The sequence below is a fragment of the Pseudomonas sp. R32 genome (assembly GCF_009866705.1).
Taxonomy (GTDB): Bacteria; Pseudomonadota; Gammaproteobacteria; order Pseudomonadales; family Pseudomonadaceae; genus Aquipseudomonas; species Aquipseudomonas donghuensis.
On the sequence record NZ_CP019396.1, the window covers coordinates 3,319,807 to 3,345,344 of the forward strand.

Annotated in this window: 27 protein-coding genes and 1 pseudogene; 18 read left to right on the plus strand and 10 right to left on the minus strand. The window is 63.3% G+C overall.

The genetic code is table 11. From position 1 onward, the window contains the following. The first annotated feature begins 5 nt into the window (after positions 1–5). The 6 genes from PspR32_RS15360 to PspR32_RS15385 all read left to right on the plus strand — a co-directional run bounded on the left by PspR32_RS15360 (position 6) and on the right by PspR32_RS15385 (position 6,596). Positions 6–656 carry an amino acid ABC transporter permease gene (locus PspR32_RS15360; protein WP_159388822.1) on the plus strand — a complete coding sequence of 217 codons (651 nt, stop codon included), beginning with the start codon at positions 6–8 and terminating at the stop codon, positions 654–656. Continuing rightward, on the plus strand, positions 649–1,371 hold the full coding sequence (locus PspR32_RS15365; RefSeq protein WP_159388823.1) for an amino acid ABC transporter ATP-binding protein: 723 nt from the start codon (positions 649–651) through the stop codon (positions 1,369–1,371). Before PspR32_RS15360 ends, PspR32_RS15365 begins: the two co-directional genes overlap by 8 nt. A gap of 96 nt (positions 1,372–1,467) precedes the next feature. Beyond that, complete coding sequence (locus tag PspR32_RS15370) at positions 1,468–2,496, plus strand: trans-3-hydroxy-L-proline dehydratase (protein ID WP_010223886.1); 1,029 nt, start codon at positions 1,468–1,470, stop codon at positions 2,494–2,496. A gap of 124 nt (positions 2,497–2,620) precedes the next feature. Next, on the plus strand, positions 2,621–3,538 hold the full coding sequence (locus tag PspR32_RS15375; RefSeq protein WP_010223887.1) for a dihydrodipicolinate synthase family protein: 918 nt from the start codon (positions 2,621–2,623) through the stop codon (positions 3,536–3,538). A 69-nt stretch (positions 3,539–3,607) separates the two neighbouring features. Then, the gene (gene abaF / locus PspR32_RS15380; protein WP_100783196.1) at positions 3,608–4,990 is read left to right on the plus strand and encodes a fosfomycin efflux MFS transporter AbaF; all 1,383 of its coding nucleotides are present in this window, start codon (positions 3,608–3,610) and stop codon (positions 4,988–4,990) included. Between the two features lie 25 nt (positions 4,991–5,015). Next, on the plus strand, positions 5,016–6,596 hold the full coding sequence (locus PspR32_RS15385) for an aldehyde dehydrogenase (NADP(+)) (protein ID WP_159388824.1): 1,581 nt from the start codon (positions 5,016–5,018) through the stop codon (positions 6,594–6,596). Positions 6,597–6,625: 29 nt separating this feature from the next. On the opposite strand, the gene PspR32_RS15390 is transcribed toward PspR32_RS15385, so the two are convergent. Together PspR32_RS15390 and PspR32_RS15395 are read right to left on the minus strand one after the other, a co-directional pair. Continuing rightward, the gene (locus tag PspR32_RS15390; RefSeq protein WP_159388825.1) at positions 6,626–7,633 is read right to left on the minus strand and encodes an Ldh family oxidoreductase; all 1,008 of its coding nucleotides are present in this window, start codon (positions 7,631–7,633) and stop codon (positions 6,626–6,628) included. Positions 7,634–7,778: 145 nt separating this feature from the next. Continuing rightward, positions 7,779–8,066, minus strand: coding sequence for a DUF1330 domain-containing protein (locus PspR32_RS15395; RefSeq protein WP_159388826.1), 288 nt, complete (start codon positions 8,064–8,066; stop codon positions 7,779–7,781). A 74-nt stretch (positions 8,067–8,140) separates the two neighbouring features. On the opposite strand from PspR32_RS15395, the pseudogene ribB reads away from it, so the two are divergent. Continuing rightward, positions 8,141–8,973: pseudogene (ribB, locus tag PspR32_RS15400) on the plus strand (3,4-dihydroxy-2-butanone-4-phosphate synthase). A 137-nt stretch (positions 8,974–9,110) separates the two neighbouring features. On the opposite strand, the gene PspR32_RS15405 reads toward ribB, so the two are convergent. Beyond that, positions 9,111–9,299 (minus strand): hypothetical protein, encoded by a 189-nt coding sequence (locus PspR32_RS15405; protein ID WP_100783199.1) that lies wholly within the window; start codon positions 9,297–9,299, stop codon positions 9,111–9,113. Positions 9,300–9,538: 239 nt separating this feature from the next. Here PspR32_RS15405 and PspR32_RS15410 point away from each other — a divergent pair, with 239 nt between their 5' ends. From PspR32_RS15410 to PspR32_RS15425, 4 genes are read left to right on the plus strand one after another with little or no spacing between them, the layout of a single operon-like run. Further along, entirely contained in the window at positions 9,539–10,564 is a 1,026-nt protein-coding gene (locus tag PspR32_RS15410; RefSeq protein ID WP_159388827.1) for an ABC transporter substrate-binding protein, read from the plus strand. Then, positions 10,561–11,481, plus strand: a complete 921-nt coding sequence (locus PspR32_RS15415; RefSeq protein ID WP_159388828.1) for an ABC transporter permease — start codon at positions 10,561–10,563, stop codon at positions 11,479–11,481. Before PspR32_RS15410 ends, PspR32_RS15415 begins: the two co-directional genes overlap by 4 nt. A gap of 6 nt (positions 11,482–11,487) precedes the next feature. Next, positions 11,488–12,297 carry an ABC transporter permease gene (locus tag PspR32_RS15420; protein WP_159388829.1) on the plus strand — a complete coding sequence of 270 codons (810 nt, stop codon included), beginning with the start codon at positions 11,488–11,490 and terminating at the stop codon, positions 12,295–12,297. Between the two features lie 19 nt (positions 12,298–12,316). Beyond that, positions 12,317–13,465 (plus strand): ABC transporter ATP-binding protein, encoded by a 1,149-nt coding sequence (locus tag PspR32_RS15425; protein WP_159388830.1) that lies wholly within the window; start codon positions 12,317–12,319, stop codon positions 13,463–13,465. A 102-nt stretch (positions 13,466–13,567) separates the two neighbouring features. Here PspR32_RS15425 and ahpF read toward each other — a convergent pair whose 3' ends face one another. From ahpF to PspR32_RS15460, 7 genes are all read right to left on the minus strand, one after another. Next, the gene (gene ahpF, locus PspR32_RS15430) at positions 13,568–15,130 is read right to left on the minus strand and encodes an alkyl hydroperoxide reductase subunit F (protein WP_159388831.1); all 1,563 of its coding nucleotides are present in this window, start codon (positions 15,128–15,130) and stop codon (positions 13,568–13,570) included. A gap of 121 nt (positions 15,131–15,251) precedes the next feature. Continuing rightward, complete coding sequence (gene ahpC, locus PspR32_RS15435; protein ID WP_130264974.1) at positions 15,252–15,815, minus strand: alkyl hydroperoxide reductase subunit C; 564 nt, start codon at positions 15,813–15,815, stop codon at positions 15,252–15,254. A 239-nt stretch (positions 15,816–16,054) separates the two neighbouring features. Beyond that, complete coding sequence (gene gorA, locus PspR32_RS15440; RefSeq protein WP_159388832.1) at positions 16,055–17,410, minus strand: glutathione-disulfide reductase; 1,356 nt, start codon at positions 17,408–17,410, stop codon at positions 16,055–16,057. An 89-nt stretch (positions 17,411–17,499) separates the two neighbouring features. Further along, positions 17,500–18,339: a UTP--glucose-1-phosphate uridylyltransferase GalU gene (gene galU, locus PspR32_RS15445; protein ID WP_010223914.1), complete on the minus strand. Its 840-nt coding sequence runs from the start codon at positions 18,337–18,339 to the stop codon at positions 17,500–17,502. 189 nt (positions 18,340–18,528) lie between these two features. Then, positions 18,529–19,431: a c-type cytochrome gene (locus PspR32_RS15450; protein WP_159388833.1), complete on the minus strand. Its 903-nt coding sequence runs from the start codon at positions 19,429–19,431 to the stop codon at positions 18,529–18,531. Further along, positions 19,428–20,078, minus strand: a complete 651-nt coding sequence (locus PspR32_RS15455; protein WP_010223916.1) for a c-type cytochrome — start codon at positions 20,076–20,078, stop codon at positions 19,428–19,430. Before PspR32_RS15455 ends, PspR32_RS15450 begins: the two co-directional genes overlap by 4 nt. Positions 20,079–20,211: 133 nt before the next feature. After that, entirely contained in the window at positions 20,212–20,562 is a 351-nt protein-coding gene (locus PspR32_RS15460; RefSeq protein ID WP_010223918.1) for a hypothetical protein, read from the minus strand. A 159-nt stretch (positions 20,563–20,721) separates the two neighbouring features. Between PspR32_RS15460 and PspR32_RS15465 the strand changes: the two genes are divergently transcribed. The 7 genes from PspR32_RS15465 to csrA all read left to right on the plus strand — a co-directional run bounded on the left by PspR32_RS15465 (position 20,722) and on the right by csrA (position 25,477). After that, on the plus strand, positions 20,722–21,024 hold the full coding sequence (locus tag PspR32_RS15465) for a DUF1883 domain-containing protein (protein WP_028941873.1): 303 nt from the start codon (positions 20,722–20,724) through the stop codon (positions 21,022–21,024). Between the two features lie 4 nt (positions 21,025–21,028). Beyond that, the gene (locus PspR32_RS26185; protein ID WP_010223926.1) at positions 21,029–21,199 is read left to right on the plus strand and encodes a hypothetical protein; all 171 of its coding nucleotides are present in this window, start codon (positions 21,029–21,031) and stop codon (positions 21,197–21,199) included. Positions 21,200–21,227: 28 nt separating this feature from the next. Then, the gene (locus tag PspR32_RS15470) at positions 21,228–22,301 is read left to right on the plus strand and encodes an NAD(P)H-dependent flavin oxidoreductase (RefSeq protein WP_010223928.1); all 1,074 of its coding nucleotides are present in this window, start codon (positions 21,228–21,230) and stop codon (positions 22,299–22,301) included. 81 nt (positions 22,302–22,382) lie between these two features. After that, positions 22,383–23,141, plus strand: a complete 759-nt coding sequence (gene modA, locus PspR32_RS15475) for a molybdate ABC transporter substrate-binding protein (protein WP_010223930.1) — start codon at positions 22,383–22,385, stop codon at positions 23,139–23,141. Then, positions 23,141–23,821: a molybdate ABC transporter permease subunit gene (modB, locus tag PspR32_RS15480; protein ID WP_010223932.1), complete on the plus strand. Its 681-nt coding sequence runs from the start codon at positions 23,141–23,143 to the stop codon at positions 23,819–23,821. Before modA ends, modB begins: the two co-directional genes overlap by 1 nt. A gap of 2 nt (positions 23,822–23,823) precedes the next feature. Further along, positions 23,824–24,912 (plus strand): molybdenum ABC transporter ATP-binding protein, encoded by a 1,089-nt coding sequence (modC, locus tag PspR32_RS15485; RefSeq protein WP_010223934.1) that lies wholly within the window; start codon positions 23,824–23,826, stop codon positions 24,910–24,912. 367 nt (positions 24,913–25,279) lie between these two features. Then, on the plus strand, positions 25,280–25,477 hold the full coding sequence (csrA, locus tag PspR32_RS15490; RefSeq protein ID WP_010223936.1) for a carbon storage regulator CsrA: 198 nt from the start codon (positions 25,280–25,282) through the stop codon (positions 25,475–25,477). The last annotated feature ends 61 nt before the right edge of the window (positions 25,478–25,538 follow it).

The window sequence follows — 25,538 nt, forward strand, 5'->3', positions numbered from 1 at the left end:
TCGGCATGTTTTCCACCGGTTTTACCTGGAACGACTTGGTGTTCCTGCTCGACGGGGCGCGCATCACCTTGCAGTTGACCTTCTGGGCCGTCCTCCTGGGCACCTTTGCCGGGCTGCTGTTCGGCCTGGCCCGGGCCCTGTGGCCACGGCTCAGCCTGCCACTGGCGTGGGTACTGGATGTGTTTCGCAGCGTGCCGCTGCTGATCCAGTTCGTGTTGTTCAACTCGTTCAAGAGCATCGTCGGGCTCGACATCAGCGCCTTCAGCGTCGGCTGCATCGTGCTCGGCGTCTACACCGCTGCGTACTTCACCGAGATCGTCCGTGGCGGTGTGCTGGCGGTGTCGCTGAGCGTGCGCCGGGCCAGCCGTTCGCTGGGCATGAGCTACCTGCAGGACCTGCGCTGGATCGTCCTGCCGATGGCCACTCGGGTGGCGTTTCCCGGCTGGCTGAACCTGGTCCTGGGGGTGATGAAAGACACGGCGCTGGTGATGTGGATCGGCATCGTCGAACTGCTGCGCGCCTCGCAGACCATCGTTACGCGGATTCAGGAACCCCTGCTGGTGCTGTGCATCGCGGGCCTCATCTACTACGTCATGAGCCTGGTGGTTGCCCGCCTGGGCGCCCGTCTGGAAAGAAGGTGGCAGGAAAATGATTGAGATCGAGAACGTACATAAATCCTTCGGCGACCTCGAAGTGGTCAAGGGCGTGAGCCTGACCGTGGACAAGGGCGAAGTGGTGTCGATCATCGGCGGCTCGGGCTCGGGCAAGTCGACCTTGCTGATGTGCATCAACGGCCTGGAGCCGATCCAGAAAGGCAACATCCGCGTCGACGGCGTCGAGGTCCACCACCGGGCCACGGACCTCAACCGCCTGCGCCAGAAGATCGGCATCGTGTTCCAGCAGTGGAACGCCTTCCCACACCTGACGGTGCTGGAAAACGTCATGCTCGCGCCGCGCAAGGTGCTCGGCAAGAACAAGAAAGACGCCGAGGCGCTGGCAGTGAAACAACTGACCCATGTGGGCCTGGGCGACAAGCTCAAGACCTTCCCCGGCAAACTGTCCGGCGGCCAGCAGCAGCGCATGGCGATTGCCCGGGCGCTGGCGATGTCGCCGGACTACATGCTGTTCGACGAGGCCACCTCGGCGCTCGACCCGCAGCTGGTGGGTGAGGTGCTCGACACCATGCGCATGCTGGCCGAGGACGGCATGACCATGGTCCTGGTGACCCACGAGATACGTTTTGCCCGGGATGTGTCGGACCGGGTGGCGTTCTTCCGCAACGGCCTGGTGCACGAAATCGGCTCGCCGGACCAGGTGATCGGCAACCCGTTGCAGCCGGAGACGGCGGCGTTCTTGAAGTCGGTGAAATAGAAGCATCGCGGGGCAAGCCCGCTCCTACAGGGATCTTTGTAGGAGCGGGCTTGCCCCGCGATGAGGCCTGCCCTAACAACACAAGGAGTCCTGTGAATGCGTTCATCCAAGATCATCCACATCGTCAACTGCCACGCCGAAGGCGAAGTCGGCGACGTCATCGTTGGCGGCGTCGCCCCGCCCCCCGGCGCCACCGTCTGGGAGCAATCGCGCTGGATCGCCGCAGACCAGACCCTGCGCAACTTCGTCCTCAACGAGCCGCGCGGCGGCGTGTTCCGCCACGTCAACCTGCTGGTCCCGCCCAAGGACCCGCGCGCGCAAATGGCCTGGATCATCATGGAGCCGGCCGACACCCCGCCGATGTCCGGTTCCAACTCGCTGTGCGTGTCCACCGTGCTGCTCGACAGCGGCATCCTGCCAATGACCGAGCCCGAAACGCGCCTGGTGCTCGAGGCCCCCGGCGGCCTGATCGAGGCCGTCGCCCAATGCCGCGACGGCAAGGTAGAGCGGGTGGAAGTGAAGAACGTGCCCTCCTTCGCCGACCGTCTCGACGCCTGGATCGAGGTCGAAGGCCACGGTTCGCTGCAGGTCGACACCGCCTATGGCGGCGACAGCTTCGTCATTGCCGATGCCCGGCAACTGGGCTTTGCGATACGCCCCGACGAAGCCAAGGACATCGTCGAGATCGGCCTCAAGATCACCCGCGCCGCCAACGAACAACTGGGTTTCAGCCACCCGCTGAACCCGGACTGGGCGCACATTTCCTTCTGCCAGATCGCCGCGCCCGTCGAGTACCAGGACGGCGTCGCCAGCGGCGCCAACGCCGTGGTCATCCGCCCCGGCAAGATCGACCGCTCGCCCTGCGGCACCGGCTGCTCGGCGCGCATGGCGGTGCTGCAGGCCAAAGGCCTGATGAAGGTCGGCGAGCGTTTCATCGGCCGCTCGATCATCGGTTCGCAGTTCGACTGCCGTATCGAATCACTGACCGAAATCGCCGGTCGCCCGGCCATCTACCCGTGCATTTCCGGCCGTGCCTGGATCACCGGCACCCATCAGTTGCTGCTCGATCCGAGCGATCCCTGGCCACAAGGCTACCGGTTGTCGGACACCTGGCCCGGTGCCTGAAGCCTAACCCCTTGATTTCGAAACACCCTTGAAAACCGATCAGCCACAGCCGTGAAAAAACGCTGGTCCACTCGAATCACTTGAAATATCGTATACGAAATACAATAAACAACCGGAGAACACCATGAGCAAGTACGTAAACTGGAGCGGCGTCTTCCCTGCGGTCACCACTCAATTCAACGACGACTTCTCGATCAACCTGGAAAAGACCCACGAGGTGATTTCCAACGTGATCCGCGACGGCGTCTCGGGCCTGGTGGTCTGTGGTTCGGTGGGTGAGAACACCTCGCTGAGCGCCGAAGAGAAAATCGCCGTCACCGAGGTCGCCGTCGATGCCTCCCGCGGCCGGGTTCCGGTGATCTGCGGCGTGGCCGAGTTCACCAGCGTGCAGGCCGCCAAGGTGGCCAACGCGGTGCGCCAGGTCGGCGTCGACGGCGTGATGCTGATGCCGGCGCTGGTCTATGGCTCCAAGCCTTTCGAAACCGCCGAGCACTACCGTTACGTGGCCAAGCACACCGACGTGCCGCTGATGGTCTACAACAACCCGCCGATCTACAAAAACGACGTCACCCCGGACATCCTGATTTCCCTGGCCGACTGCGACAACGTGGTGTGCTTCAAGGACTCCTCCGGCGACACCCGCCGCTTCATCGACGTGCGCAATGAAGTGGGCGATCGCTTCGTGCTGTTCGCGGGCCTGGACGACGTGGTCCTGGAAAGCATCGCCGTCGGTGCCCAGGGCTGGGTCTCGGGCATGTCCAACGTGTTCCCCAAAGAGGGCGAGACGATCTTCCGCCTGGCCAAGGCCGGTCGCTTCGCCGAGGCCATGCCGATCTATGAGTGGCTGATGCCGATCCTGCACCTGGACGCCCGCGCCGACCTGGTGCAGTGCATCAAGTTGTGCGAAGCCATCGCCGGTCGCGGCAGTGCGCTGACCCGTCCGCCACGTCTGGCCCTGCCGGAAGCGGATCGCGTCTACGTCGAGCAGATCATGGCCAAGGCCCTGGCCAACCGTCCGCAGCTGCCGGACGTCGGCCTCTGAGTGATTGCCGGGCCGGCTCCGTCGTGGAGACCGGCCTGCCTGTTTTGCGCCCATACAGGAAACGCCAGCATGTCCAGTCACCCTTCCAGCGCAACCACCCCTTCGGGATTGAAACGTGTCGTGGCCGCGGCCATGGCCGGTACCGTCGCCGAATGGTATGAATTTTTCCTCTACGGTACCGCCTCGGCACTGGTCTTCGGCCAGCTGTTCTTCCGCCAGACCGACAGCCCCGTCGACGGCATCATCGCTGCCTTCGCCCTCTATGCCGTGGGCTTTCTCGCCCGCCCGCTGGGCGGTCTGGTGTTTGGTCACTACGGTGACAAGTTCGGCCGCAAGCGCTTGCTGCAACTGAGCCTGGTGGTGGTCGGCATCACCACCTTCCTGATGGGCTGCCTGCCGGGCTTCGACAGTATCGGTTATGCCGCGCCGGTGTTGCTGGTGCTGCTGCGGCTGATCCAGGGTTTCGCCTTCGGCGGCGAATGGGGGGGCGCCATCCTGCTGGTGTCCGAGCACTGCCCGGACAACCGCCGTGGCTTCTGGGCCAGCTGGCCGCAGGCCGGGGTGCCGGCCGGCAACCTGGTGGCGACCGTCGCCTTGCTGCTGTTGTCGAGCAACCTCTCGGAAGAGCAGTTCCTGGCCTGGGGCTGGCGTGTGGCCTTCTGGTTCTCGGCAGTGGTGGTGCTGATCGGCTACTGGATCCGTACCAGCGTCGACGACGCGCCAATCTTCAAGGAGGCTCAGGCGCGCCAGGCGCAAAAAGCCGAGCAACAACTGGGCGTGGTCGAAGTGTTGCGCCATCACTGGCGCGCGGTGCTGGTGGGGATCGGCGCGCGCTTTGCCGAGAACATTCTCTACTACACCGTGGTGACCTTCTCCATCACCTACCTCAAGCTGGTGGTGCACAAGGACACCTCGCAGATCCTCCTGCTGATGTTCGGCGCGCACCTGCTGCACTTCTTCATGATCCCGCTGATGGGTTACCTGTCCGACCTGGTCGGGCGCAAGCCGGTGTACCTGACGGGCGCGGTGCTCACGGCGTTCTGGGGCTTCGTCGGCTTTCCGATGATGGACACCGGCAACAACTGGCTGATCATGGCCGCGATCACCCTGGGCCTGGCCATCGAGTCGATGACCTATGCGCCCTACTCCGCCCTGATGGCCGAGCTGTTCCCGACCCATGTGCGCTATACCGCCCTGTCGCTGTGCTACCAGGTGGCACCGATTTTTGCCGGTTCTCTGGCGCCGCTGATCGCCATCAGCCTGCTCAATGAGTTCCACAGCTCGACGCCGATCGCCTGGTACCTGGTCGGCGCCGCGCTGATCTCGATCGTCGCCGTCGGCCTGACCCGCGAGACCCGCGGCACGTCGCTGCACCAGGTAGACGCCGAAGCCGCCGCGCGTATCGCTGCCGGGCAAGCTGCGCCTGTTCGCCAGGGCAGTTCGCTGGCCTGATCCCACCCTTTTTCAGGAGTGTTCCATGCCGGATATCACTGGCCACAATTACATCGGCGGTGCACGCAGCGCCGCTGGCACCCTCACCCTGCAGAGCCACGACGCGGTCAGCGGCGAGGCCTTGCCGTATCAATTCCACCAGGCAACCGCCGAAGAAGTGGATGCCGCCGCCAAGGCGGCGGCGCACGCTTACCCGGTGTTGCGCAGCCTGTCACCAGAGCGGCGAGCGCAGTTTCTTGAGGCCATCGCCGCGCAACTGGAAGCCCTGGGGGATGATTTCATCGCGCTGGTGACCCGCGAAACGGCGCTGCCCGCTGCCCGGATCCTCGGTGAGCGCGGGCGCACCAGTGCGCAGATGCGCCTGTTCGCCCAGGTGCTGCGCCGGGGCGATTTTCTCGGCGCGCGGATCGACCGCGCGCAACCGGATCGCCAACCGCTGCCACGCGCCGACCTGCGCCAGTATCGCCTGGGCGTCGGCCCGGTCGCCGTGTTCGGCGCCAGCAACTTTCCGCTGGCCTTTTCCACAGCCGGTGGCGACACGGCCGCCGCGCTGGCCGCCGGCTGCCCGGTGGTGTTCAAGGCCCACAGCGGCCACATGGCCACGGCCGAACGGGTCGCCGACGCGATCATCCGCGCGGCCGAACTCACCGGCATGCCCAAGGGCGTGTTCAACATGATCTACGGCGCCGGCGTCGGCGAAGCACTGGTCAAGCACCCGGCCATCCAGGCCGTGGGCTTTACCGGCTCGCTCAAGGGCGGCCGTGCGCTATGCGACATGGCGGCCGCGCGGGCGCAACCGATCCCGGTATTCGCCGAAATGAGCAGCATCAACCCGGTGCTGGTACTGCCCCAGGCACTGGCCCAGCGTAGCGAGCAGATTGCCCGCGAGCTGGCCGCCTCGGTGGTGCTCGGCTGCGGACAGTTCTGTACCAATCCGGGGCTGGTCATCGGCCTGCGCTCACAGGCATTCAGTGCCTTTACCGAACAACTGACGGCGCAACTGGCCGAGCAACCGGCACAAACCATGCTCAATGCCGGCACCCTCGCCAGTTACCGCAAGGGCGTCGAGGCGCTGCTCGCTCATCCGGGTATCCGCCACCTGGCGGGGCATGCGCAACAGGGCAACCAGGCGCAGCCGCAGCTGTTCAAGGCGGATGTGAGCCTGTTGCTCGAGGGCGATGCGCTGTTGCAGGAAGAGGTTTTCGGGCCGGCTACCGTGCTGGTCGAGGTGGCCGACAGCGGCCAACTGCAGCAGGCCTTGAACGGCCTGCACGGTCAGCTCACCGCCACCCTGATCGCCGAAGCCGCGGACCTGCAGGCCCACGCCGAGCTGCTGCCGCTGCTGGAACAGAAGGTCGGCCGGGTGCTGTTCAACGGTTACCCGACCGGCGTCGAAGTCTGTGATGCGATGGTGCATGGCGGGCCGTACCCGGCCACCTCGGATGCCCGCGGGACCTCGGTCGGCAGCCTGGCCATCGAGCGCTTCCTGCGCCCGGTGTGTTACCAGAACTGCCCGGATGCGCTGTTACCACCGGCACTGCAGGACGCCAACCCGCTGGGCATCGCTCGCCTGGTTGACGGCCGGAGCAGCAGCGCCGCCTTGTAGGGTCGCCGCACCGCCGCTCCTACAGGGGCTCAGGCCAGCAGCGCCCTGAGATCGTTGTACAGGGCCTGCGGAATCTCCACGCCCTCCACCAGGCTGCGCGCGCGTGCTGCATAACGACGCGCAGACGGCAGCCGCGCGCCCTGCCCTTCAATGCTCTCGAATACCGCTTCGGCGCGGGCCAGGTGCTGATCGGCGGCATCGCCCAGGAACCTGCGCGGGTCCAGGGCGATCAGCAATTCGCCGTGGTAGGGCGAGGCTTTGCTGCCGTCGGCATGGGCCAAGGATTCGGCACTGGTCAAGTCACCGATCAAGGGACCGGCAATCAGCTCGACCATCGCCGCCAGCGCCGAGCCCTTGTGCCCGCCGAAGGTCAGCATCGCGCCACGGTCCAGGACCACACTGGGGTCGGTGCTGGGCTGGCCGTGCTCGTCGACACCCCAGCCTACGGGAATGGCCTGGCCCGCACGCCGATGCAGTTCGATGTCACCGCGGGCGATGGCGCTGGTGGCGAAGTCGAATACGTAAGGAGGCTTGCCCGCCCGCGGCCAGCCGAAGGCGATGGGATTGGTGCCGAACACCGGCCGATGCCCACCGGCAGGTGCGACCCAGGCATGGCTGGGGGTGAACGCCAGGGCGACCAGGCCGGCCTCGGCCAGTTGCTCGATCTCGACCCACAACGCGGAAAAGTGCACACAGCGGTTAATCGCCAGGGCCGCGATGCCGTTGCTGCGGGCCTTGGCTTGCAACACCGGCAAGCCGGCCTGGAACGCCAGTTGGGAAAACCCGCCGCCGGCGTCCACGCGCACGATCGAGGGCGCCTGGTCAATGACGTCGGGGCGTGCATCGGCGACCACCTTACCGGCCTTGAGCGAACTGACGCAGCCCAGTACCCGGTACAGGCCATGGGATGCGCAGCCATCGCGTTCGCCGGCGACGATGGTGTCGCTCACCGCCTGGGCGTGGTCGGCTCCAAAGCCATTGTGCAAGAGGATTGAATAGGCAAGTGAATGGGCTTCGGACAGGGTCAGTCGGGTCATGGTCATCTCCTTGGGCTGACTGATCAGCCTGCCCTAAGCCCAGGCGCGCCGACTTGATCGCTTTAGCCCCATGCGATGACGAACTCGGCACAGTGGGCGCGGCGGTGCGACGACTCGACTTGCCCCGCGATGCTTTGCCCTGCCCTCACACCCCCTCGACAATAATCACCTCGGCCCTCGCCACCCCCTGCCTGAACGCGCACGCCTGCTGATATTCATCCGACCGATAACACGCCAGCGCCCGCTCATAGGATGCGAACTCGATCACCACGCTGCGCTGCGGCGTCGTCCTGCCCTCCAGCGCCTCGCTGCGCCCACCGCGGGCCAGCAACGTGCCGCCAAACGCGGCAAAGGCCGCCGGCGCCCGCTGGGTGTATTGCTGATATTGCGCGGGGTCGGTCACATCCACATGGGCAATCCAGTAAGCCTTCATCGCACACTCCCGCTCAAGGTTTATATGTATTATGGTATACCATGAAATCTACCTCAGATAGCGAGTACGCCGCAATGCCCTTCAACAGCATCGAAGACATCCTCGAGGACTACCGCCAGGGCAAGATGGTCTTGCTGGTGGACGACGAAGACCGCGAGAACGAAGGCGACCTGCTGATCGCCGCTGAACGCTGCGACGCCCAGACCATCAGCTTCATGGCTCGCGAAGCCCGTGGCCTGATCTGTCTGACCCTGACCGACGAGCACTGCCAGCGCCTGGGCCTTGAGCAGATGGTGCCGGCCAATGGCAGCGCCTTCAGCACCGCCTTTACCGTGTCGATCGAGGCGGCGCGTGGGGTCACCACTGGCATCTCTGCCGCCGACCGCGCCTGTACGGTCGCGGCTGCCGTGGCGCCCGGTGCCCGCGCCGAGGACCTGGTGCAGCCGGGGCATATCTTCCCTTTACGCGCCCGCGAAGGTGGCGTGCTGACCCGCGCCGGGCACACAGAAGCCGGTTGCGACCTGGCGCGCCTGGCCGGCTTCAGCCCCGCCTCGGTCATCGTCGAAGTGCTCAATGACGACGGCAGCATGGCCCGGCGCCCGGACCTGGAAGTCTTCGCCGCCCGCCATGGCATCAAGATCGGCACCATCGCCGAGCTGATCCACTGGTGATCCTCGCCAACCATGAGTCCTCGCAAGCCCTGCTTGAACGGGTACCGCACCTGACCCAGCCACCGCGCCCTTACCCGCGCGGGCAATCGCGCAGCTACTCAGAAGTGGGTACCGGCGCGCAGATTCTCCAGGACCTGGGCGTGGGCAAGCTGCGTCACCTGGGCCCGCCACTGAAATACGCCGGCCTCACCGGCTATGACCTGGAAGTGGTGCAGAGCATCCCGTTCAGCGCATAGCCGCACCAATGCCGATAACACCACCGAACCTGTGGGAGCGGGCTTGCCCGCGATCGAGCGCGAAGCGGTCGTAGTCCAGCCAACACTTGCTGCATTGACTGGGCTGGCCTCATCGCTGGCAAGCCAGCTCCCACGGGCTAGTCCTGCGCCTCGGGGAAATTGCGGCAACTCTTGCGCTCGGCCAGCTCCTTGTCAGTAGGGCGCTGCTCGACGAACACCGTCCGGCCATCCTTGTAGATCTCCAGATAGCCCCATTCCAGGTCCTGTTCATGCTGACCGGGCTTGGGCGGATTGCGCCACCAGGGTTCGCGACTGATCAATTCCATGGCAATGGCTCTCGCTGAAACACATTACTTCACTATAGACGGTAGACCGCGAAGGCCCTGTCTCGGGCATCTGCGCCCGCGAACCGGCGCCGGGTGATAGCCGGTAGCCTGCAGCCTCTTGTCAAAAGTTTGGAATACCATAATATGACATCCCGTAGACCGAAATACCTGTTGATGCTCCCCACTACAAGGCGGGCAACACAAAGCCCGCTCAAAACACAAGAAACGAGGGCGTACCTATGCTGTTCTCCAAACGCGCAAGCGCAGTGCTGGCTGCCAGCCTGCTGACATTGACCTGCCAGGGGGCCCTGGCCGCCAACAGCCTGAACTTCGTCAGCTGGGGCGGTACCACCCAGGATGCGCAGAAGCAGGCGTGGGCCGAGCCCTTCAGTGCCAGCAGCAAAATCCGCGTGGTCCAGGACGGCCCCACCGACTATGGCAAGCTCAAGGCCATGGTCGAAAGCGGCAACGTGCAGTGGGATGTGGTCGATGTCGAAGCGGATTTCGCCCTGCGTGCGGCAAGCGAAGGTCTGCTCGAACCGCTGGACTTCACCACCATCAAGCGTGATCGCCTCGACCCGCGTTTCGTCTCCGATCACGGTGTAGGATCGTTCTTCTTCTCCTTCGTCCTCGGCTACAACGAAGGCAAGCTCGGCGCCAACAAGCCACAAGATTGGACTGCGCTGTTCGACACCAAGACCTACCCCGGCAAACGCGCCCTGTACAAGTGGCCAAGCCCCGGCGTGCTCGAACTGGCCCTGCTGGCCGACGGCGTCACTGCCGACAAGCTCTACCCGCTGGACCTGGACCGCGCCTTCAAGAAGCTCGACACCATCAAGAAAGACATCGTCTGGTGGGGCGGTGGTGCGCAATCGCAGCAACTGCTGGCTTCCGGTGAGGCAAGCCTGGGCCAGTTCTGGAACGGCCGGGTCTATGCCCTGCAGCAAGATGGCGCACCGGTCGGGGTGAGCTGGAAGCAGAACCTGGTCATGGCCGATTTTCTGGTCATCCCCAAGGGCGCGAAAAACAAGGATGCGGCGATGAAATTCCTGGCCAATGCCAGCGGCGCCCAGGGCCAGGCCGACTTTGCCAACCTCACCGCCTATGCCCCGGTCAACCTCAACAGCATCAGCCTGCTCAAGCCCGAGCTCGCACCCAACCTGCCGACCGCCTACGCTCAGGATCAGGTGACCCTCGATTTCGCTTACTGGGCCAAGAACGGCCCGGCCATCGCCACCCGCTGGAATGAGTGGCTGGTCAAATGAAAGTCGCCATCAATGCCCTGCAAGCCCCGTCCGGCGCTGCGACCGGCGCCAAGGGAGCAGCGATGAAGCACACGCCACCCCTGCGTGAACGCTGGCGCGGCAGCCGTAACCTGCTGCCGGCCCTGCTGTTCCTTGGCCTGTTTTTTTTCGCACCGCTGATCAGCCTGCTGCTGCGTGGCGTGCTCGAACCCGTCCCGGGCCTGGGCAACTACGAGCAATTGTTCGCCAACTCGGCCTATGCCCGGGTGCTGTTCAACACTTTCTCGGTGGCCGGCCTGGTGACCCTGATCAGCGTGCTGCTGGGCTTCCCCCTGGCCTGGGCGATCACCCTGGTGCCGCGCGGCTGGGGCCGCTGGCTGCTGAACATCGTGCTGCTGTCGATGTGGACCAGCCTGCTCGCCCGCACCTACTCCTGGCTGGTGCTGCTGCAGGCCTCGGGGGTGATCAACAAGGCACTGATGGCCCTCGGCATCATCGATGCGCCGCTGGAGATGGTGCACAACCTCACCGGCGTGGTGATCGGCATGAGCTACATCATGATCCCGTTCATCGTCCTGCCGCTGCAGGCGACCATGCAGGCCATCGATCCGATGGTGCTGCAGGCCGGTTCCATCTGTGGCTCCAGCCCCTGGAGCAACTTCTTCAAGGTGTTCCTGCCGCTGTGCCGTTCCGGGCTGTTTTCCGGGGCCTTGATGGTGTTCGTCATGTCCCTGGGTTACTACGTGACCCCGGCGCTGCTCGGTGGCGCGCAGAACATGATGCTGCCCGAGTTCATCGTCCAGCAGGTGCAGTCGTTCCTCAACTGGGGCCTGGCCAGTGCCGCTGCCGCGTTGCTGATCGCCATCACCCTGGTGCTGTTCTACTTCTACCTGAAGCTGCAACCGGAATCCCCGGTCGGCAACAGTAACGCGAGGTAAGCCAAGATGCTCCTGACGCCCAATGCCATGAGCCGGCGCCTGCGCTTCGGCCTGTACACCACCACCGGGGTGATCGCGCTGTTGTTGCTGCTGCCGATCGTGTTCATCGTCCTGCTGTCGTTCGGCTCGTCGCAGTGGCTGGTGTTCCCGCCACCGGGCTGGACGCTGAAGTGGTACGAGCAGTTCTTCTCCAACGCCGAGTGGATGGAAGCGGCCCTGGCCAGCCTCAAGGTCGCGCTGCTGACCACGGCGTTTGCCGTGGCCCTGGGCCTGCCCAGCGCCTTTGCCCTGGTGCGCGGGCGCTTCCCTGGCCGGGAGATGCTCTATGGCCTGTTCACCCTGCCGATGATCGTACCGCTGGTGATCATCGCCGTGGCGGTGTACGCGCTGTTCCTCAAGCTCGGCTACACCGGCACGCTGTTTGCCTTCGTGGTCAGCCACGTGATCGTCGCCCTGCCCTTTACCATCATCTCGATCATCAACTCGCTGAAGCTGTTCGACCAGTCGATCGAAGACGCCGCGGTGATCTGCGGCGCCTCGCGCCTGCAGGCGATCGTCAAGGTGACCTTCCCGGCGATTCGCCCGGGGATGATCGCCGGCGCGCTGTTCGCCTTCCTGGTGTCGTGGGACGAGGTGGTGCTCAGCGTGATGATGGCCAGCCCCAACCTGCAGACCCTGCCGGTAAAAATGTGGACCACCCTGCGCCAGGACCTGACCCCGGTGATCGCCGTCGCTTCGACGCTGCTGATCGGCCTGTCGGTGCTGGTGATGATGATTGCCGCCGCTCTGCGCCGGCGCAACCCGGTCAGCGCCTGAGCGCCTGGAGAACAACAAGATGAGTGCAGTCCTCAACGACAAGCAACCGGCCAGGACCCTGGTCAGCCTGCGCAACCTGAACAAGCACTACGGCGATTTTGCCGCCGTGGACGACATCAGCCTGGACATCCAGGACGGTGAATTCCTCACCTTCCTCGGCTCCAGCGGCTCAGGCAAGAGCACCACCCTGTCGATGCTCGCCGGCTTCGAGACGCCGAGCAGCGGCGAGATCCTGGTCAATGGCGCCTCCCTGGTCAACGTGCCGCCGCACAAGCGCGATATCGGCATGGTGTTCCAGCGTTACTCGCTGTTCCCGCACCTGTCGGTGCGCGACAACATCGCCTTCCCCCTGGCCATCCGCAAACGCAGCGCCGCCGAACGCGACAAGCAGGTCGATGCCATGCTCAAGCTGGTGCAACTGGACAGCTTCGCCCACCGTCGCCCGGCGCAGTTGTCCGGCGGCCAGCAACAGCGGGTGGCGATTGCCCGGGCGCTGGTCTATGAACCCCGCATCCTGCTGATGGACGAACCGCTGGGGGCGCTGGATAAAAAACTGCGTGAAGACCTGCAAGATGAACTGCGCCAACTGCACCGGCGCCTGGGCATCACCATCGTCTACGTCACCCACGACCAGGAAGAAGCCATGCGCCTGTCCCAGCGCATCGCCATTTTCAGCCACGGCAAGATCGTCGGCCTGGGCAGCGGTTACGACCTCTACCAGAATCCGCCGAATGCCTTTGTCGCCTCGTTTCTGGGCAACTCCAACTTCTTGCGGATCAAGGCCCATGGCAACGGCGCGGCGAGTTTCGAGGGGCAGCCGGTGGCGATGCGCCTTACCCCGGGGCTGGCTGAGGGCCAGGAAGTGCTGCTGATGGTGCGCCCGGAAAAAGCCCTGGCCCTGAGTGTCGAGCAAGCGGCGCGTGAGGCGTTGCCGGCGGGCTGGAACGAGGTGACGGCCAAGGTCGGGGAAGTCTTGTTTCTAGGCGAGAGCCAGACCTGCAGCGTGGTGACCGCGGGCGGTACGGCGATGACGGTCAAGGCCTTGTCAGCGGCGGGGATGCCGATGCAGCCGGGCGATAGCGTGAAGGTGCGCTGGGCGGTGGCGGATGCTTGCGTGTATACCCAGTGGGCGGAAAGTGACCTGAACAAGGCTGCCGGAGCACATTGAAGCCATCGCCGGCAAGGCCGGCTCCCACAGTGGATGTGTACACGCATGACATGTGGGAGCTGGCCTTGCCAGCGATGGGCCGCAAAGCGGCCCCACAATCGATCAGGCTGGCGCCGAGGTGCGGATCAGGTGATCAAAGGCCGCCAACGAAGCCTTGGCGCCCTCGCCCACGGCAATCACGATCTGCTTGTACGGCACGGTGGTCACGTCACCGGCCGCGAACACGCCCGGCAGGTTGGTCTGGCCGCGGGCATCGACGATGATCTCGCCGCGCGGGGTCAGCTCGACCGTGCCTTTGAGCCAGTCGGTATTGGGCAGCAGGCCGATCTGCACGAAGATCCCTTCCAGCGCGAGGTCATGCAGCTCATCGCTGTTGCGGTCCTTGTAGCGCAGGCCGTTGACCTTCTCGCCATCACCGAGCACTTCGGTGGTCAGCGCACTGGTGATCACTTTCACGTTCGGCAGGCTGTGCAGCTTGCGCTGCAGCACCGCGTCGGCACGCAACTGGCTGTCGAACTCGATCAGGGTCACCTGGGCGACGATACCGGCCAGGTCAATGGCCGCTTCCACACCCGAGTTACCGCCACCGATCACCGCCACCCGCTTGCCCTTGAACAGCGGGCCATCGCAGTGCGGGCAATAGGCAACGCCGCGGCTGCGGTATTGCTGCTCGCCCGGCACGTTCATTTCGCGCCAGCGCGCACCGGTGGCGAGGATCACGGTCTTGGCCTTGAGCGAGGCACCGCTGGCCAGGCGCACTTCGTGCAGGCCGCCGTCGGTGGCCGGGATCAGCGCTTCACCGCGCTGCAGGTTGATGATGTCGACGTCGTACTGCTTGACATGTTCCTCAAGGGCCATGGCCAGCTTCGGCCCTTCGGTTTCCTGCACCGAGATGAAGTTCTCGATGGCCATGGTGTCGAGCACCTGGCCGCCGAAACGCTCGGCGGCAACGCCAGTGCGGATGCCTTTGCGCGCGGCATAGATCGCCGCTGCGGCGCCGGCCGGGCCACCCCCAACGACCAGCACGTCAAAGGCATCCTTGGCGTTGATCTTCTCGGCCTGGCGCTCACCGGCGCTGGTGTCGAGCTTGGCGAGGATCTCTTCCAGGCCCATGCGGCCCTGGCCGAACACTTCGCCGTTGAGGTAGACGCTGGGCACGGCCATGACCTTACGGCTCTCGACTTCGGCCTGGAACAGCGCACCGTCGATGGCGACGTGGCGAATATTGGGGTTGAGCACCGCCATCAGGTTCAGCGCCTGGACCACGTCCGGGCAGTTCTGGCACGACAGCGAGAAGTAGGTTTCAAAGTTGAACTCACCCTTGAGCGCGCTGATCTGCTCGATCACCTCGGCGCTGGCCTTGGACGGATGACCGCCGACCTGCAGCAGGGCGAGCACCAGCGAGGTGAACTCGTGGCCCATGGGGATGCCGGCAAAGCGCAGGCTAATGTCAGCGCCCGGGCGGTTCAGCGAGAACGACGGACGATGGGCGTCGCTGCCATCTTCACGCAGGGTAATCAGGTTCGACAGGCCGGCGATTTCTACCAGCAGGTCGCGCAATTCGCGGGACTTCGCGCCGTCATCGAGGGAAGCGACGATCTCGATCGGCTGAGTGACCCGCTCCAGGTAGGCTTTCAACTGAGTTTTAAGCGTGGCGTCCAACATACGGGCGATTCCTTTTTCAAACGGTAGAAATAACAACGCCCGGGCGAAAGCGCCCGGGCGTTTTGCGGGGCGGTGACAACGTCAGGTGCGGTAGACCACCGCCCTCGGCTGGCTCACGGTCTTAGATCTTGCCGACCAGGTCCAGCGATGGCGCCAGGGTCGCTTCGCCTTCTTTCCACTTGGCCGGGCAGACTTCGCCCGGGTGGGCGGCAACGTACTGGGCAGCTTTGACCTTGCGCAGCAGCTCGCTGGCGTCACGGCCTACACCACCGTCGTTGAGCTCGACGATCTTGATCTGGCCTTGCGGGTTGATCACGAAGGTGCCACGGTCAGCGATACCGGCTTCTTCGATCAGCACGTCGAAGTTGCGCGAGATGACGTGGGTCGGGTCACCGATCAGCGGGTACTGGATCTTGCCGATGGTGTCCGAGGTGTCGTGCCAGGCTTTGTGGGTGAAGTGGGTGTCGGTGGACACGCCGTAGATTTCCACGCCCAGGTCTTTGAACTGCGCGTAGTTGTCGGCCAGGTCGCCCAGCTCGGTCGGGCAGACGAAGGTGAAGTCGGCCGGGTAGAAGAACACCACGGACCATTTGCCTTTCAGGTCGGCATCCGAGACTTCGACGAACTTGCCCTGGTGGTAAGCGGTAGCTTTGAACGGTTTGACCTGGCTGTTGATGATAGGCATGAGTGACGCTCCTTCAGGGGGTTGAAAAAACTGATGGGAGAATCGTAGCCAATGCATTGGATTAATGCTCATTGGCAAAGCTCATGTTGGTGATTGGTTTTGGCTATAAGGCGGGGATATTAATAGAAGGGAATGATACTGAGGCTGCTGTGCAGCCTATCGCTGGCAAGCCAGCTCCCACAAAGCCAGTTGTACCTGTACCTGTGGGAGCCGGCCTTGCCGGCGATAGCGTACGCCGCTTAACGCGAAGGCGTACGCAAGGTGACGAACTCTTCCGCCGCCGTGGGGTGCACGCCAATGGTCTCGTCGAACTGCTGCTTGGTCGCCCCGGCCTTGAGGGCGATGCCCAGGCCCTGGATGATCTCGCCGGCGTCCGGGCCAACCATGTGGCAACCCAGCACACGGTCGGTGTCGGCATCGACCACCAGCTTCATCAGGGTCTTTTCCTGCACCTCGGTCAGGGTCAGCTTCATCGGCCGGAAGCGGCTCTCGAAGATCTGCACCTGGTAGCCCTGTTCCAGCGCCTGCTCTTCGGTCAGGCCAACGGTGCCGATCGGCGGCTGGCTGAACACTGCGGTGGGGATGTTCTGGTAATCCACCGGGCGGTACTGCTCTGGCTTGAACAGGCGCCGGGCCACGGCCATGCCTTCGGCCAGGGCCACCGGGGTCAGTTGCACCCGGCCGATCACATCGCCAATGGCCAGGATCGACGACGCGGTGGTCTGGTACAGGTCATCGACACGGATAAACCCACGCGGGTCGAGTTCGACGCCGGTGTTTTCCAGGCCCAGGTTGTCGAGCATCGGCCGCCGGCCGGTGGCGTAGAACACACAGTCGGCCACCAGTTCGCGGCCATCCTTGAGGGTGGCCTTGAGGCTGCCGTCGTCCTGGCGCTCGATACGCTGGATGTCGCTGTTGAACTGCAGGTCCATGCCGCGCTTTTGCAGCTCGTCCTTCAGGTGCTCGCGCACCCCGCCGTCGAAGCCGCGCAGGAACAGGTCGCCGCGGTACAACAGCGAGGTCTTGGCCCCCAGGCCCTGGAAGATTCCAGCAAATTCCACGGCGATATAGCCGCCGCCGACCACCAGCACGCGCTTGGGCAGGTCCTTGAGGTAGAACGCCTCGTTGGAGCTGATCGCCAGTTCCTTGCCCGGGATGTCCGGGATCTGCGGCCAGCCACCGGTGGCAATGAGGATGTGCTCGGCGCTGTAGCGCTGGCCATCGATTTCCACCTCATGGGCGCCGGTCAGCTTGGCGTGGCCTTCGAGCAGGGTCACGCCGCTGTTGACCAGCAGGTTGCGGTAGATACCGTTGAGCCGCTCGATCTCGCGGTTCTTGTTGGCGATCAGCTGGCCCCAATCGAACTGGGCATCTTCCAGCGACCAGCCAAAGCCTGCGGCCTGCTCGAAATCGTCGGCAAAGTGTGCGCCGTAGACCAGCAGTTTTTTCGGCACGCAGCCAACGTTGACACAGGTGCCACCCAGGTAGCGGCTTTCGGCAACCGCCACTTTCGCACCGAAGCCTGCGGCAAAGCGCGCAGCACGCACACCGCCAGACCCGGCACCAATCACGAACAGATCAAAATCGTAGGTCATCTCGATGCTCTCAAGCTGCAAGTCTCAAGCTACAAGCTACAAGAAAAAGCCACCCGAAGGTGGCTTTATCAAACCGCTAGCGACCAGACTCAGTACGCTTTGCCGGTCTTGTAGAAGTTCTCAAAGCAGAAATTGGTCGCTTCGATGTAACCTTCGGCGCCACCGCAGTCGAAACGCTTGCCCTTGAACTTGTAGGCAATAACGCAACCATCCTGGGCCTGTTTCATCAGGGCGTCGGTGATCTGGATCTCACCACCCTTGCCCGGCTCGGTTTCTTCGATCAGTTTGAAAATGTCCGGGGTCATGATGTAGCGGCCGATGATCGCCAGGTTCGACGGGGCATCTTCAGGCTTTGGCTTCTCGACCATGTTGCGTACACGGTACAGGTCGTCGCCGATCAGGTCACCGGCGATCACACCGTATTTGCTGGTTTCCTGCGGGTCGACTTCCATGATGGCAACAATGGTGCAGCGGTACTGTTTGTACAGCTTGACCATCTGCTTGAGCACGCCGTCGCCTTCGAGGTTGACGCACAGGTCGTCAGCCAGCACCACGGCGAACGGCTCGTCGCCGATCAGCGGGCGACCGGTGAGGATCGCGTGGCCCAGGCCTTTCATTTCGGTCTGGCGGGTGTAGGAGAACGAGCACTCGTCGAGCAGACGACGGATGCCGACCAGGTATTTTTCCTTGTCGGTGCCCTTGATCTGGTTTTCCAGCTCGTAGCTGATGTCGAAGTGGTCTTCCAGGGCGCGTTTGCCGCGACCGGTAACAATGGAAATCTCGTTCAATCCAGCGTCCAGCGCTTCTTCAACGCCGTACTGGATCAGTGGCTTGTTCACCACCGGCAGCATTTCCTTGGGCATGGCTTTGGTAGCAGGCAGGAAGCGAGTGCCGTAACCGGCTGCCGGGAACAAGCATTTCTTGATCATATACGTCCTTAACAAGGGCTTTGCGTACGAAATTCGGCGCAGTCTAATCAGGCGGCGGTCAGCTTACAATGCCCCACCACCTGGCGGCCGATGCCATGATAGAGAAATCCTGGGGTAGATAGTTCCCCAGGATCATAAATATTGCGCCGGTGAAAGACCACCGGCACATCACCAGGGGCTTTGTGCTACCTACATGCCCTGCCCGACCAACACGCCGTCGATCTTCTGCCCATAGAGGTTCACGCCATCATTGGCATGGAACTTCAGCCGGGTTTTCTCGATCGAGCCGTCTACCAGGCGCGGGTCCTGCGGCCGTTCGTGGCGGTTGATGTACGCCGCCACATCCCAGGCCTGCTGGTCGCTCAAGCTGCCGGGCTTACCCAGCGGCATATTGTGCTTGATGAAGGAGGCTGCGGTATTGATCCGGTGCATGCCGGCGCCCCAGTTGTAGGAGTCTTTACCCCATAACGGCGGCATCACGTAGTCCTTGGCCACTTTCTGCCCTTCGCCGTTGGCCCCGTGGCAAATGGAACACTGGGCCTGGTACACCTGCTCACCACGCTTGAAGTCATAGCCTTCAGCCGATTGCGGTACGTCCGGGTAACCACGGCCAGCACTTTCGACGCCGATTGGTGCTTTGCTCGCCAGCCAGTAGGCATACACCGACAAGGCCGTCATCTGTGGGCTGTCAGCCGCTGGTGGCTTGCCGTTCATACTGAATTGAAAACAGCCCTGGATACGCTCGGCGAAGGTGTTGACCTTGTCGTTTTTCTTGCGATAGGCCGGGTACATCGGGTACGCGCCCCACAGCGGTGCCGAGTTGCCCAGGCGGCCCTGGTCGAGGTGGCAGTTGCTGCAGTTAAGGCCGTTGCCGACATTGTCCGGCATCAACCGCCGGGTATCGACGAACAAGGCATGGCCATCGCGGACCAGCTTGCCGAAGGCATTGTCAGGCAACTCACTCTCGGCAGGCGGGGTGAAGCTTGGCGCGCCAGGCGCAGGCTTGAGCTGCGACTGGTCTTCCATGGCAATCGGGGCGGCGTGAACAGTGCCAAGGCTCAGGGCCAAGGCGGCGAAAATCATCGGTTTCATGGCTTGACCTCCGGGCTGACAGGGTTGGCGAAATAGTTGGCCACAGCCTTGATTTCGTCATCGGTCATGGCCTTGGCCACGCCGACCATCAACTGATTGGGGTCGTTGCTGCGGCTGCCGTCGCGCCAGGCGTTGAGCTGGGCAATCAGGTAATTTGCCGGCTGATGGGCCAAGGGTGGGAAATGCTCGCCAACACCCGCGCCTCCAGGCCCATGGCACTGCACACAACCGGGGATTTTGCGTTTCCAGTCGCCATACAACGCCAACTTCTGGACTGGATCGGCGGCCATTTGCTGGCGATGGCTGTCGCCGGCCGGTGCGCTGGGCATGGCCGCCAGGGTTGCGCTGACCGCCTGGATCTCCTCAGCGCTCAGGGCCTTGGCCAACGGCTCCATGATCGGGTGCTTGCGGCTGCCATTCTGAAAATCATGCAGCTGCTTGCTCAGGTATGCCGCAGGCAGGCCGGCCAAGCGCGGGAACCCCGCCGGCGCGATACCCTTGGCGTCCGGGCCATGGCAGCCCAGACAGGCCATGGCGGCCGGGTTCTGGCCGCCCTGGGTAAAGATCTTTTGGCCGTCGGCGGCTTGTACAGCAGGCAGAGAAAACAGCAGCAGGCTGCTGATCAGGATGCGATCCAGTGGGATCATCACGGACTCCATTTTCTTGTTATAAGCTTAGGCTTAATAAGTATAAGCCTTTGGATAGTAGGCCTATACGCCGTGAGCTACAACGCAGAAAGATGGCTAGATGCCAGCTGAATCGGTTAGTTCGATCGAGGTCTTACCCGGAGATGCAGCGTGTCGCTGCCGTCTTCACATCACCCAGGCGCAGCGGGAAATTGTTCAACCGCTCATACAACTTGATGCTGCTGCCACTGCCACGCTTGTCGATATCCACCAGCGCAGCCGGGCCGGAGCCGACTTTTTGCGGCACGACCAGGCGCAGACCATCGTGGCGCTCTTCCACCACCAGTTGCCCGCGGGTTTCGCTCAATTGCTGTTGCACGCAATCGGCATATTCCTGGGGTTTCTTGCCAGAAATCACATTGAGGGTTTCCGGGCTGCGCTCAAGCTCGGACACACTCACACAGCCACCCAGCGTCACTGCCAACGCTGCTACGACCCACTTCATCAAACACACCTCCACCACGGAAAAAAGACTATGACCACGCGCAGACCATTTTGCTCCCTTGAATGGCAGTTTTATCCTGGGTCTGGCATGAAGACCAACAGTGTAACCGACATCATGGTATCGTTTTGATTTGCTGACAGATCCAATGCGGAGTGCAACATGAAATTCGTACACCAGCGCGAGCACCTCAACGAGGATGACATCGTGGTCATCCATTGCTCCCAGCGCTGTAATATCCGCCTGATGAACGACGCCAACTTCCGCAGCTTCAAGAACGGCGGCCGCCACACCTACCACGGCGGTGCCTTCGTTGACTTCCCGGCCAAGATCACCGTGCCCAGCACCGGCTTCTGGAACATCACGATCGATACCGTCGGCCCACGGGCCCTGTCGGCCGTGACCAAGCCGACCTTTACCCACACCATCAAGATCATTCGCCGTTCGTCGTCGAAGCTGAGATAAGCCCATGACCCAGACCACCAAGTACGTCATCAAGTACAAGCTCGACGGTGAGCAACGTTTCGACTTCGCCCAGATGATCAGCGATGCACCTGAACATGTGCAGGCAGCGCTGCAGCAGCTCCACGGCGAAGACGCCAAAAAGATCACTGATATCAAGGTGAGCAAAGCGCTGTAAAACCACCTCAGCACAAGGAACCCCAGGCATGCGCCAATGGCCGGACACCCGTCTCCTCGATCTGCTCGGTATCGAACTGCCGATCCTTCAGGCGCCAATGGCCGGCTCCACCGGCTCGGCTATGGCCATCGCCGTGAGCAATGCCGGCGGCCTGGGCTCGCTGCCTTGTGCAACCTTGAGCCTGGAACAGATCCGCGCCGAGCTTGAAGCCTTCCGCGAGGGCAGCAACGGCCCGCTCAACGTCAACTTCTTCTGCCATCAGCCAGCGCAGCCGGACCCTGCCCGCGACGCGGCCTGGAAACTGGCACTCAAGCCTTATTACGAGGAATTGGGCGCCGATTTCGATGCGCCAACGCCAGTGTCCAATCGCGCGCCATTCGATGACGCCACCTGCCAACTGGTCGAGCAATTCAAGCCGGCGGTGGTCAGCTTTCACTTCGGCCTGCCCGAAGCCTGCCTGCTCAAGCGGGTCAAGGCCACTGGCGCCAAGGTGCTATCCAGCGCCACCACCGTGGATGAGGCCCTGTGGCTGGAAGATCACGGCTGCGACGCAATCATTGCCATGGGCTATGAGGCCGGCGGCCATCGCGGGATGTTCCTCAGCCGCGACCTCAATACCCAGGTCGGTACCCTGGCGCTGGTGCCGCAGGTTGTCGATGCGGTGAAGGTGCCGGTGATTGCCGCCGGCGGCATTGGCGATCATCGCGGCATCGTTGCTGCCCTGGCCCTGGGCGCCTCGGCGGTGCAACTGGGCACCGCCTACCTGTTCTGCCCGCAAGCCAAGGTTTCGGCGGCCCATCGCCAGGCCCTGCACAGCGCCAAGGAAAGCGACACGGCCCTGACCAATCTGTTCACCGGGCGCCCGGCGCGCGGGATCAACACCCGAATCATGCGCGAGCTGGGGCCGATGAGTGCGCTTGCGCCACACTTCCCGCTGGCTGGAGGTGCGCTGATGCCACTGCGGGCAATCAGCGAGCCAAAGGGTAACAGCGATTTCAGCAACCTCTGGTCGGGCCAGGCGCTGCGTCTGGGCCAGGCGCTGTCGGCTGACGAACTGACGCGCACCCTGGCTGAAAAAGCCCTCGCCCAGCTCAAACGCTGAAGCAGTACTTCCCGTTGGTCGGGTATTCGCTATATATTCACCTATATAACGAATACCCCTCAGCCTGTGGAGCTGTTTTTCATGAGTAAGTGCGCACCACGTTTTGCCCTGGCCGCCCTGGCCACCTTCATGACCTTCAACAGCGCCTGGGCCGATGAGGTACAGGTGGCCGTCGCCGCCAACTTCACCGCACCCATCCAGGCGATCGCCAAGGATTTCGAGAAAGACACCGGCCACAAGCTGGTTGCCGCCTATGGCGCCACCGGCCAGTTCTATGCACAGATCAAGAACGGCGCGCCGTTCGACGTGTTCCTCGCCGCCGACGACAGCACCCCGGAAAAACTCGAGAAAGAAGGCAATACCGTCAAGGGCTCGCGCTTCACCTACGCCATCGGCACCCTGGCGCTGTGGTCGGCCAAGGACGACTATGTCGATGGCAAGGGCGACGTGCTGAAGAAAAACCAGTTCAAGCACCTGTCGATCGCCAACCCGAAAGCCGCGCCGTACGGCCTGGCAGCGACCCAGGTGCTGGACAAACTGCAGCTGAGCGAGGCCACCAGGGCCAAGATCGTCGAAGGCCAGAACATCACCCAGGCCTTCCAGTTCGTCTCCACCGGCAACGCCGAACTGGGCTTCGTCGCCCTGTCGCAGATCTACAAGGACGGCAAGGTCAGCAGCGGCTCGGCCTGGATCGTGCCGTCCAACCTGCATGAGCCGATCAAGCAGGACGCGGTAATTCTCAACAAAGGCAAGGACAGCGCCGCTGCCAAAGCCCTGGTTGAATACCTCAAGGGACCAAAAGCGGCTGCCGTGATCAAAGCCTACGGTTACCAAATCTGATGCCCCTGGATGCCAGCGACCTCGGCGCTATCTGGCTGACCTTCAAGCTGGCCAGCCTGACCACGTTGATCTTGTTGCTGGTCGGCACCCCCGTCGCCTGGTGGCTGGCACGCACCCGTTCGTGGCTGCGCGGGCCGGTGGGCGCGGTGGTAGCCCTGCCGCTGGTGCTGCCGCCGACGGTGATCGGCTTCTATCTGTTGCTGGCCCTGGGGCCCAACGGCTGGATCGGCCAGACCACCGAGGCGCTGGGCCTGGGCACCGTGGTGTTCAGCTTCAGCGGTCTGGTGATCGGCTCGGTAGTCTATTCCATGCCGTTCGTGGTGCAGCCGCTGCAGAACGCTTTCAGCGCTATCGGTGAACGGCCGCTGGAGGTGGCCGCCACCCTGCGCGCCAGCCCCTGGGACTGTTTCGTCCACGTGGTGCTGCCACTGGCGCGCCCAGGCTTCATCACTGCCAGTATCCTCGGCTTTGCCCATACCGTCGGCGAGTTCGGTGTGGTACTGATGATTGGCGGCAACATCCCCGACAAGACCCGGGTGGTCTCGGTACAGATCTTCGACCACGTCGAAGCCATGGAGTACCTGCAAGCCCACTGGCTGGCCGGGGCCATGCTGGTGTTCTCTTTCCTCGTGCTGCTGGCGCTGTACTCCAGCCGCCGGGGCAAATCGGCCTGGAGCTGAGCATGGCGGCTATGATTCATGCCCGATTGAAGCTTGCCCGCGACGACTTCAGCCTGGATGTCGACCTGCAACTGCCCGGGCGCGGCATCAGTGCGCTGTTCGGCCATTCAGGCTCGGGCAAGACCACCTGCCTGCGCTGCCTGGCCGGGCTGGAGCGAGCCCCCGAAGCCTACATCGAGGTCAACGGCGAGATCTGGCAGGACTCGCGCCGCGAGCATTTCGTCGCCCCGCATCAACGCCCGATCGGTTATGTCTTCCAGGAGGCCAGTCTGTTCGCCCACCTGTCGGTACGCGCCAACCTGACCTTCGGCTACAAGCGCATCCCCGCCCAGCAGCGCAAGGTCAGCCTCGAGCAGGCCTGCGCGCTGCTGGGCATCGAACACCTGCTTGAACGTAAGCCGGCGACGCTGTCCGGCGGCGAAGCCCAGCGCGTGGGCATTGCCCGGGCGCTGCTGAGCAGCCCGCAACTGCTGCTGATGGACGAGCCGCTGGCAGCCCTGGACGGCCCACGCAAGCGCGAGATCCTGCCTTACCTTGAGCGCCTGCACAGCGAGCTGGACATCCCGCTGATCTACGTCAGCCATGCCCAGGATGAAGTCGCACGCCTGGCCGATTACCTGGTCCTGCTGGAACAGGGCCAGGTCCAGGCCAGCGGGCCGATTGCCGCCACCCTCGCCCGCCTTGACCTGCCGCTGGCCCAGGGCGATGACGCCGGGGTGATCATCGAAGGCCAGGTCAGTGCCTACAACAGCGACTATCAGTTGCTCAGCCTGCAACTGCCACACAGCGACCTGCAGCTGCGCGTGGCCCACGAGCCGCTGGCCGTCGGCATGCCCTTGCGCCTGAAAGTGCAGGCGCGCGATGTCAGCCTGAGCCTGGGCGCCGACCAGCACTCGAGCATTCTCAATCGCCTGCCGGTGACCGTCAGCGGCCATCGCCCGGCCGACAACAGCGCCCATGTGCTGGTCAGCCTGGACGCGGTCGGCACCACCCTGCTGGCGCGCATCACCCGTTACTCCGCCGACCAGCTCAAGCTGCACGCCGGGCAAGCGCTGTGGGCACAGATCAAGTCGGTGGCACTGCTGGGCTAACCCTGCAGACAATTGGGCAAGCCCCATCAGCGGCTGCGAGGAAGTGGCGTCGGCGCTGTTCATGCAAAACCTGGCCGCCCCTTGAAAAGCCATTCAGCGAAACCCACCTTGGGTATCATGCAGAGAAATTTCCCATATTCGTTCAACCCCCCTATGCTTGCGGGTACGGGCAGCACTCGCTGTTCGGGAGCGCTCATCCAGCCAATCGGCACCTGCGACTAAAGACTCACTACAGAATCTGTGTTCGGGGGAATTAATATCCGCCGAAAGCGTCTTTAATGAAGGGAAAGAGGGACTCACCCCCTGTGTGATCCCGGCTTCTGCGGGCCCCGCCTGCAAGGCAACTTACGTTACCAAGGAGATATACATGCTGATACTCACCCGCAAGGTTGGCGAAAGCATCGTCATCAACGATGACATCAAAGTCACCATTCTGGGCGTCAAAGGGATGCAAGTGAGGATCGGTATCGATGCACCAAAAGATGTACAGGTGCACCGCGAGGAGATTTTCAAACGCATTCAGGCCGGTAGCCCGGCACCGGAGAAAGGAGGCGACGAGCACTAAGTAGCCCCCAGCTGACTCAAGCCGCACGGATGCGCTTGATCCTGTACTGACGGCCCTGCGG

What these genes read in the sequence shown, in the direction of transcription:
- PspR32_RS15360 (WP_159388822.1), top strand. Translation starts at nt 6, where the DNA reads ATGTTTTCCACCGGTTTTACCTGGAACGACTTGGTGTTCCTGCTCGAC.
- PspR32_RS15365 (WP_159388823.1), top strand. Translation starts at nt 649, where the DNA reads ATGATTGAGATCGAGAACGTACATAAATCCTTCGGCGACCTCGAAGTG.
- PspR32_RS15370 (WP_010223886.1), top strand. Translation starts at nt 1,468, where the DNA reads ATGCGTTCATCCAAGATCATCCACATCGTCAACTGCCACGCCGAAGGC.
- PspR32_RS15375 (WP_010223887.1), top strand. Translation starts at nt 2,621, where the DNA reads ATGAGCAAGTACGTAAACTGGAGCGGCGTCTTCCCTGCGGTCACCACT.
- abaF (WP_100783196.1), top strand. Translation starts at nt 3,608, where the DNA reads ATGTCCAGTCACCCTTCCAGCGCAACCACCCCTTCGGGATTGAAACGT.
- PspR32_RS15385 (WP_159388824.1), top strand. Translation starts at nt 5,016, where the DNA reads ATGCCGGATATCACTGGCCACAATTACATCGGCGGTGCACGCAGCGCC.
- PspR32_RS15390 (WP_159388825.1), bottom strand. Translation starts at nt 7,633, where the DNA reads ATGACCCGACTGACCCTGTCCGAAGCCCATTCACTTGCCTATTCAATC.
- PspR32_RS15395 (WP_159388826.1), bottom strand. Translation starts at nt 8,066, where the DNA reads ATGAAGGCTTACTGGATTGCCCATGTGGATGTGACCGACCCCGCGCAA.
- PspR32_RS15405 (WP_100783199.1), bottom strand. Translation starts at nt 9,299, where the DNA reads ATGGAATTGATCAGTCGCGAACCCTGGTGGCGCAATCCGCCCAAGCCC.
- PspR32_RS15410 (WP_159388827.1), top strand. Translation starts at nt 9,539, where the DNA reads ATGCTGTTCTCCAAACGCGCAAGCGCAGTGCTGGCTGCCAGCCTGCTG.
- PspR32_RS15415 (WP_159388828.1), top strand. Translation starts at nt 10,561, where the DNA reads ATGAAAGTCGCCATCAATGCCCTGCAAGCCCCGTCCGGCGCTGCGACC.
- PspR32_RS15420 (WP_159388829.1), top strand. Translation starts at nt 11,488, where the DNA reads ATGCTCCTGACGCCCAATGCCATGAGCCGGCGCCTGCGCTTCGGCCTG.
- PspR32_RS15425 (WP_159388830.1), top strand. Translation starts at nt 12,317, where the DNA reads ATGAGTGCAGTCCTCAACGACAAGCAACCGGCCAGGACCCTGGTCAGC.
- ahpF (WP_159388831.1), bottom strand. Translation starts at nt 15,130, where the DNA reads ATGTTGGACGCCACGCTTAAAACTCAGTTGAAAGCCTACCTGGAGCGG.
- ahpC (WP_130264974.1), bottom strand. Translation starts at nt 15,815, where the DNA reads ATGCCTATCATCAACAGCCAGGTCAAACCGTTCAAAGCTACCGCTTAC.
- gorA (WP_159388832.1), bottom strand. Translation starts at nt 17,410, where the DNA reads ATGACCTACGATTTTGATCTGTTCGTGATTGGTGCCGGGTCTGGCGGT.
- galU (WP_010223914.1), bottom strand. Translation starts at nt 18,339, where the DNA reads ATGATCAAGAAATGCTTGTTCCCGGCAGCCGGTTACGGCACTCGCTTC.
- PspR32_RS15450 (WP_159388833.1), bottom strand. Translation starts at nt 19,431, where the DNA reads ATGAAACCGATGATTTTCGCCGCCTTGGCCCTGAGCCTTGGCACTGTT.
- PspR32_RS15455 (WP_010223916.1), bottom strand. Translation starts at nt 20,078, where the DNA reads ATGATCCCACTGGATCGCATCCTGATCAGCAGCCTGCTGCTGTTTTCT.
- PspR32_RS15460 (WP_010223918.1), bottom strand. Translation starts at nt 20,562, where the DNA reads ATGAAGTGGGTCGTAGCAGCGTTGGCAGTGACGCTGGGTGGCTGTGTG.
- PspR32_RS15465 (WP_028941873.1), top strand. Translation starts at nt 20,722, where the DNA reads ATGAAATTCGTACACCAGCGCGAGCACCTCAACGAGGATGACATCGTG.
- PspR32_RS26185 (WP_010223926.1), top strand. Translation starts at nt 21,029, where the DNA reads ATGACCCAGACCACCAAGTACGTCATCAAGTACAAGCTCGACGGTGAG.
- PspR32_RS15470 (WP_010223928.1), top strand. Translation starts at nt 21,228, where the DNA reads ATGCGCCAATGGCCGGACACCCGTCTCCTCGATCTGCTCGGTATCGAA.
- modA (WP_010223930.1), top strand. Translation starts at nt 22,383, where the DNA reads ATGAGTAAGTGCGCACCACGTTTTGCCCTGGCCGCCCTGGCCACCTTC.
- modB (WP_010223932.1), top strand. Translation starts at nt 23,141, where the DNA reads ATGCCCCTGGATGCCAGCGACCTCGGCGCTATCTGGCTGACCTTCAAG.
- modC (WP_010223934.1), top strand. Translation starts at nt 23,824, where the DNA reads ATGGCGGCTATGATTCATGCCCGATTGAAGCTTGCCCGCGACGACTTC.
- csrA (WP_010223936.1), top strand. Translation starts at nt 25,280, where the DNA reads ATGCTGATACTCACCCGCAAGGTTGGCGAAAGCATCGTCATCAACGAT.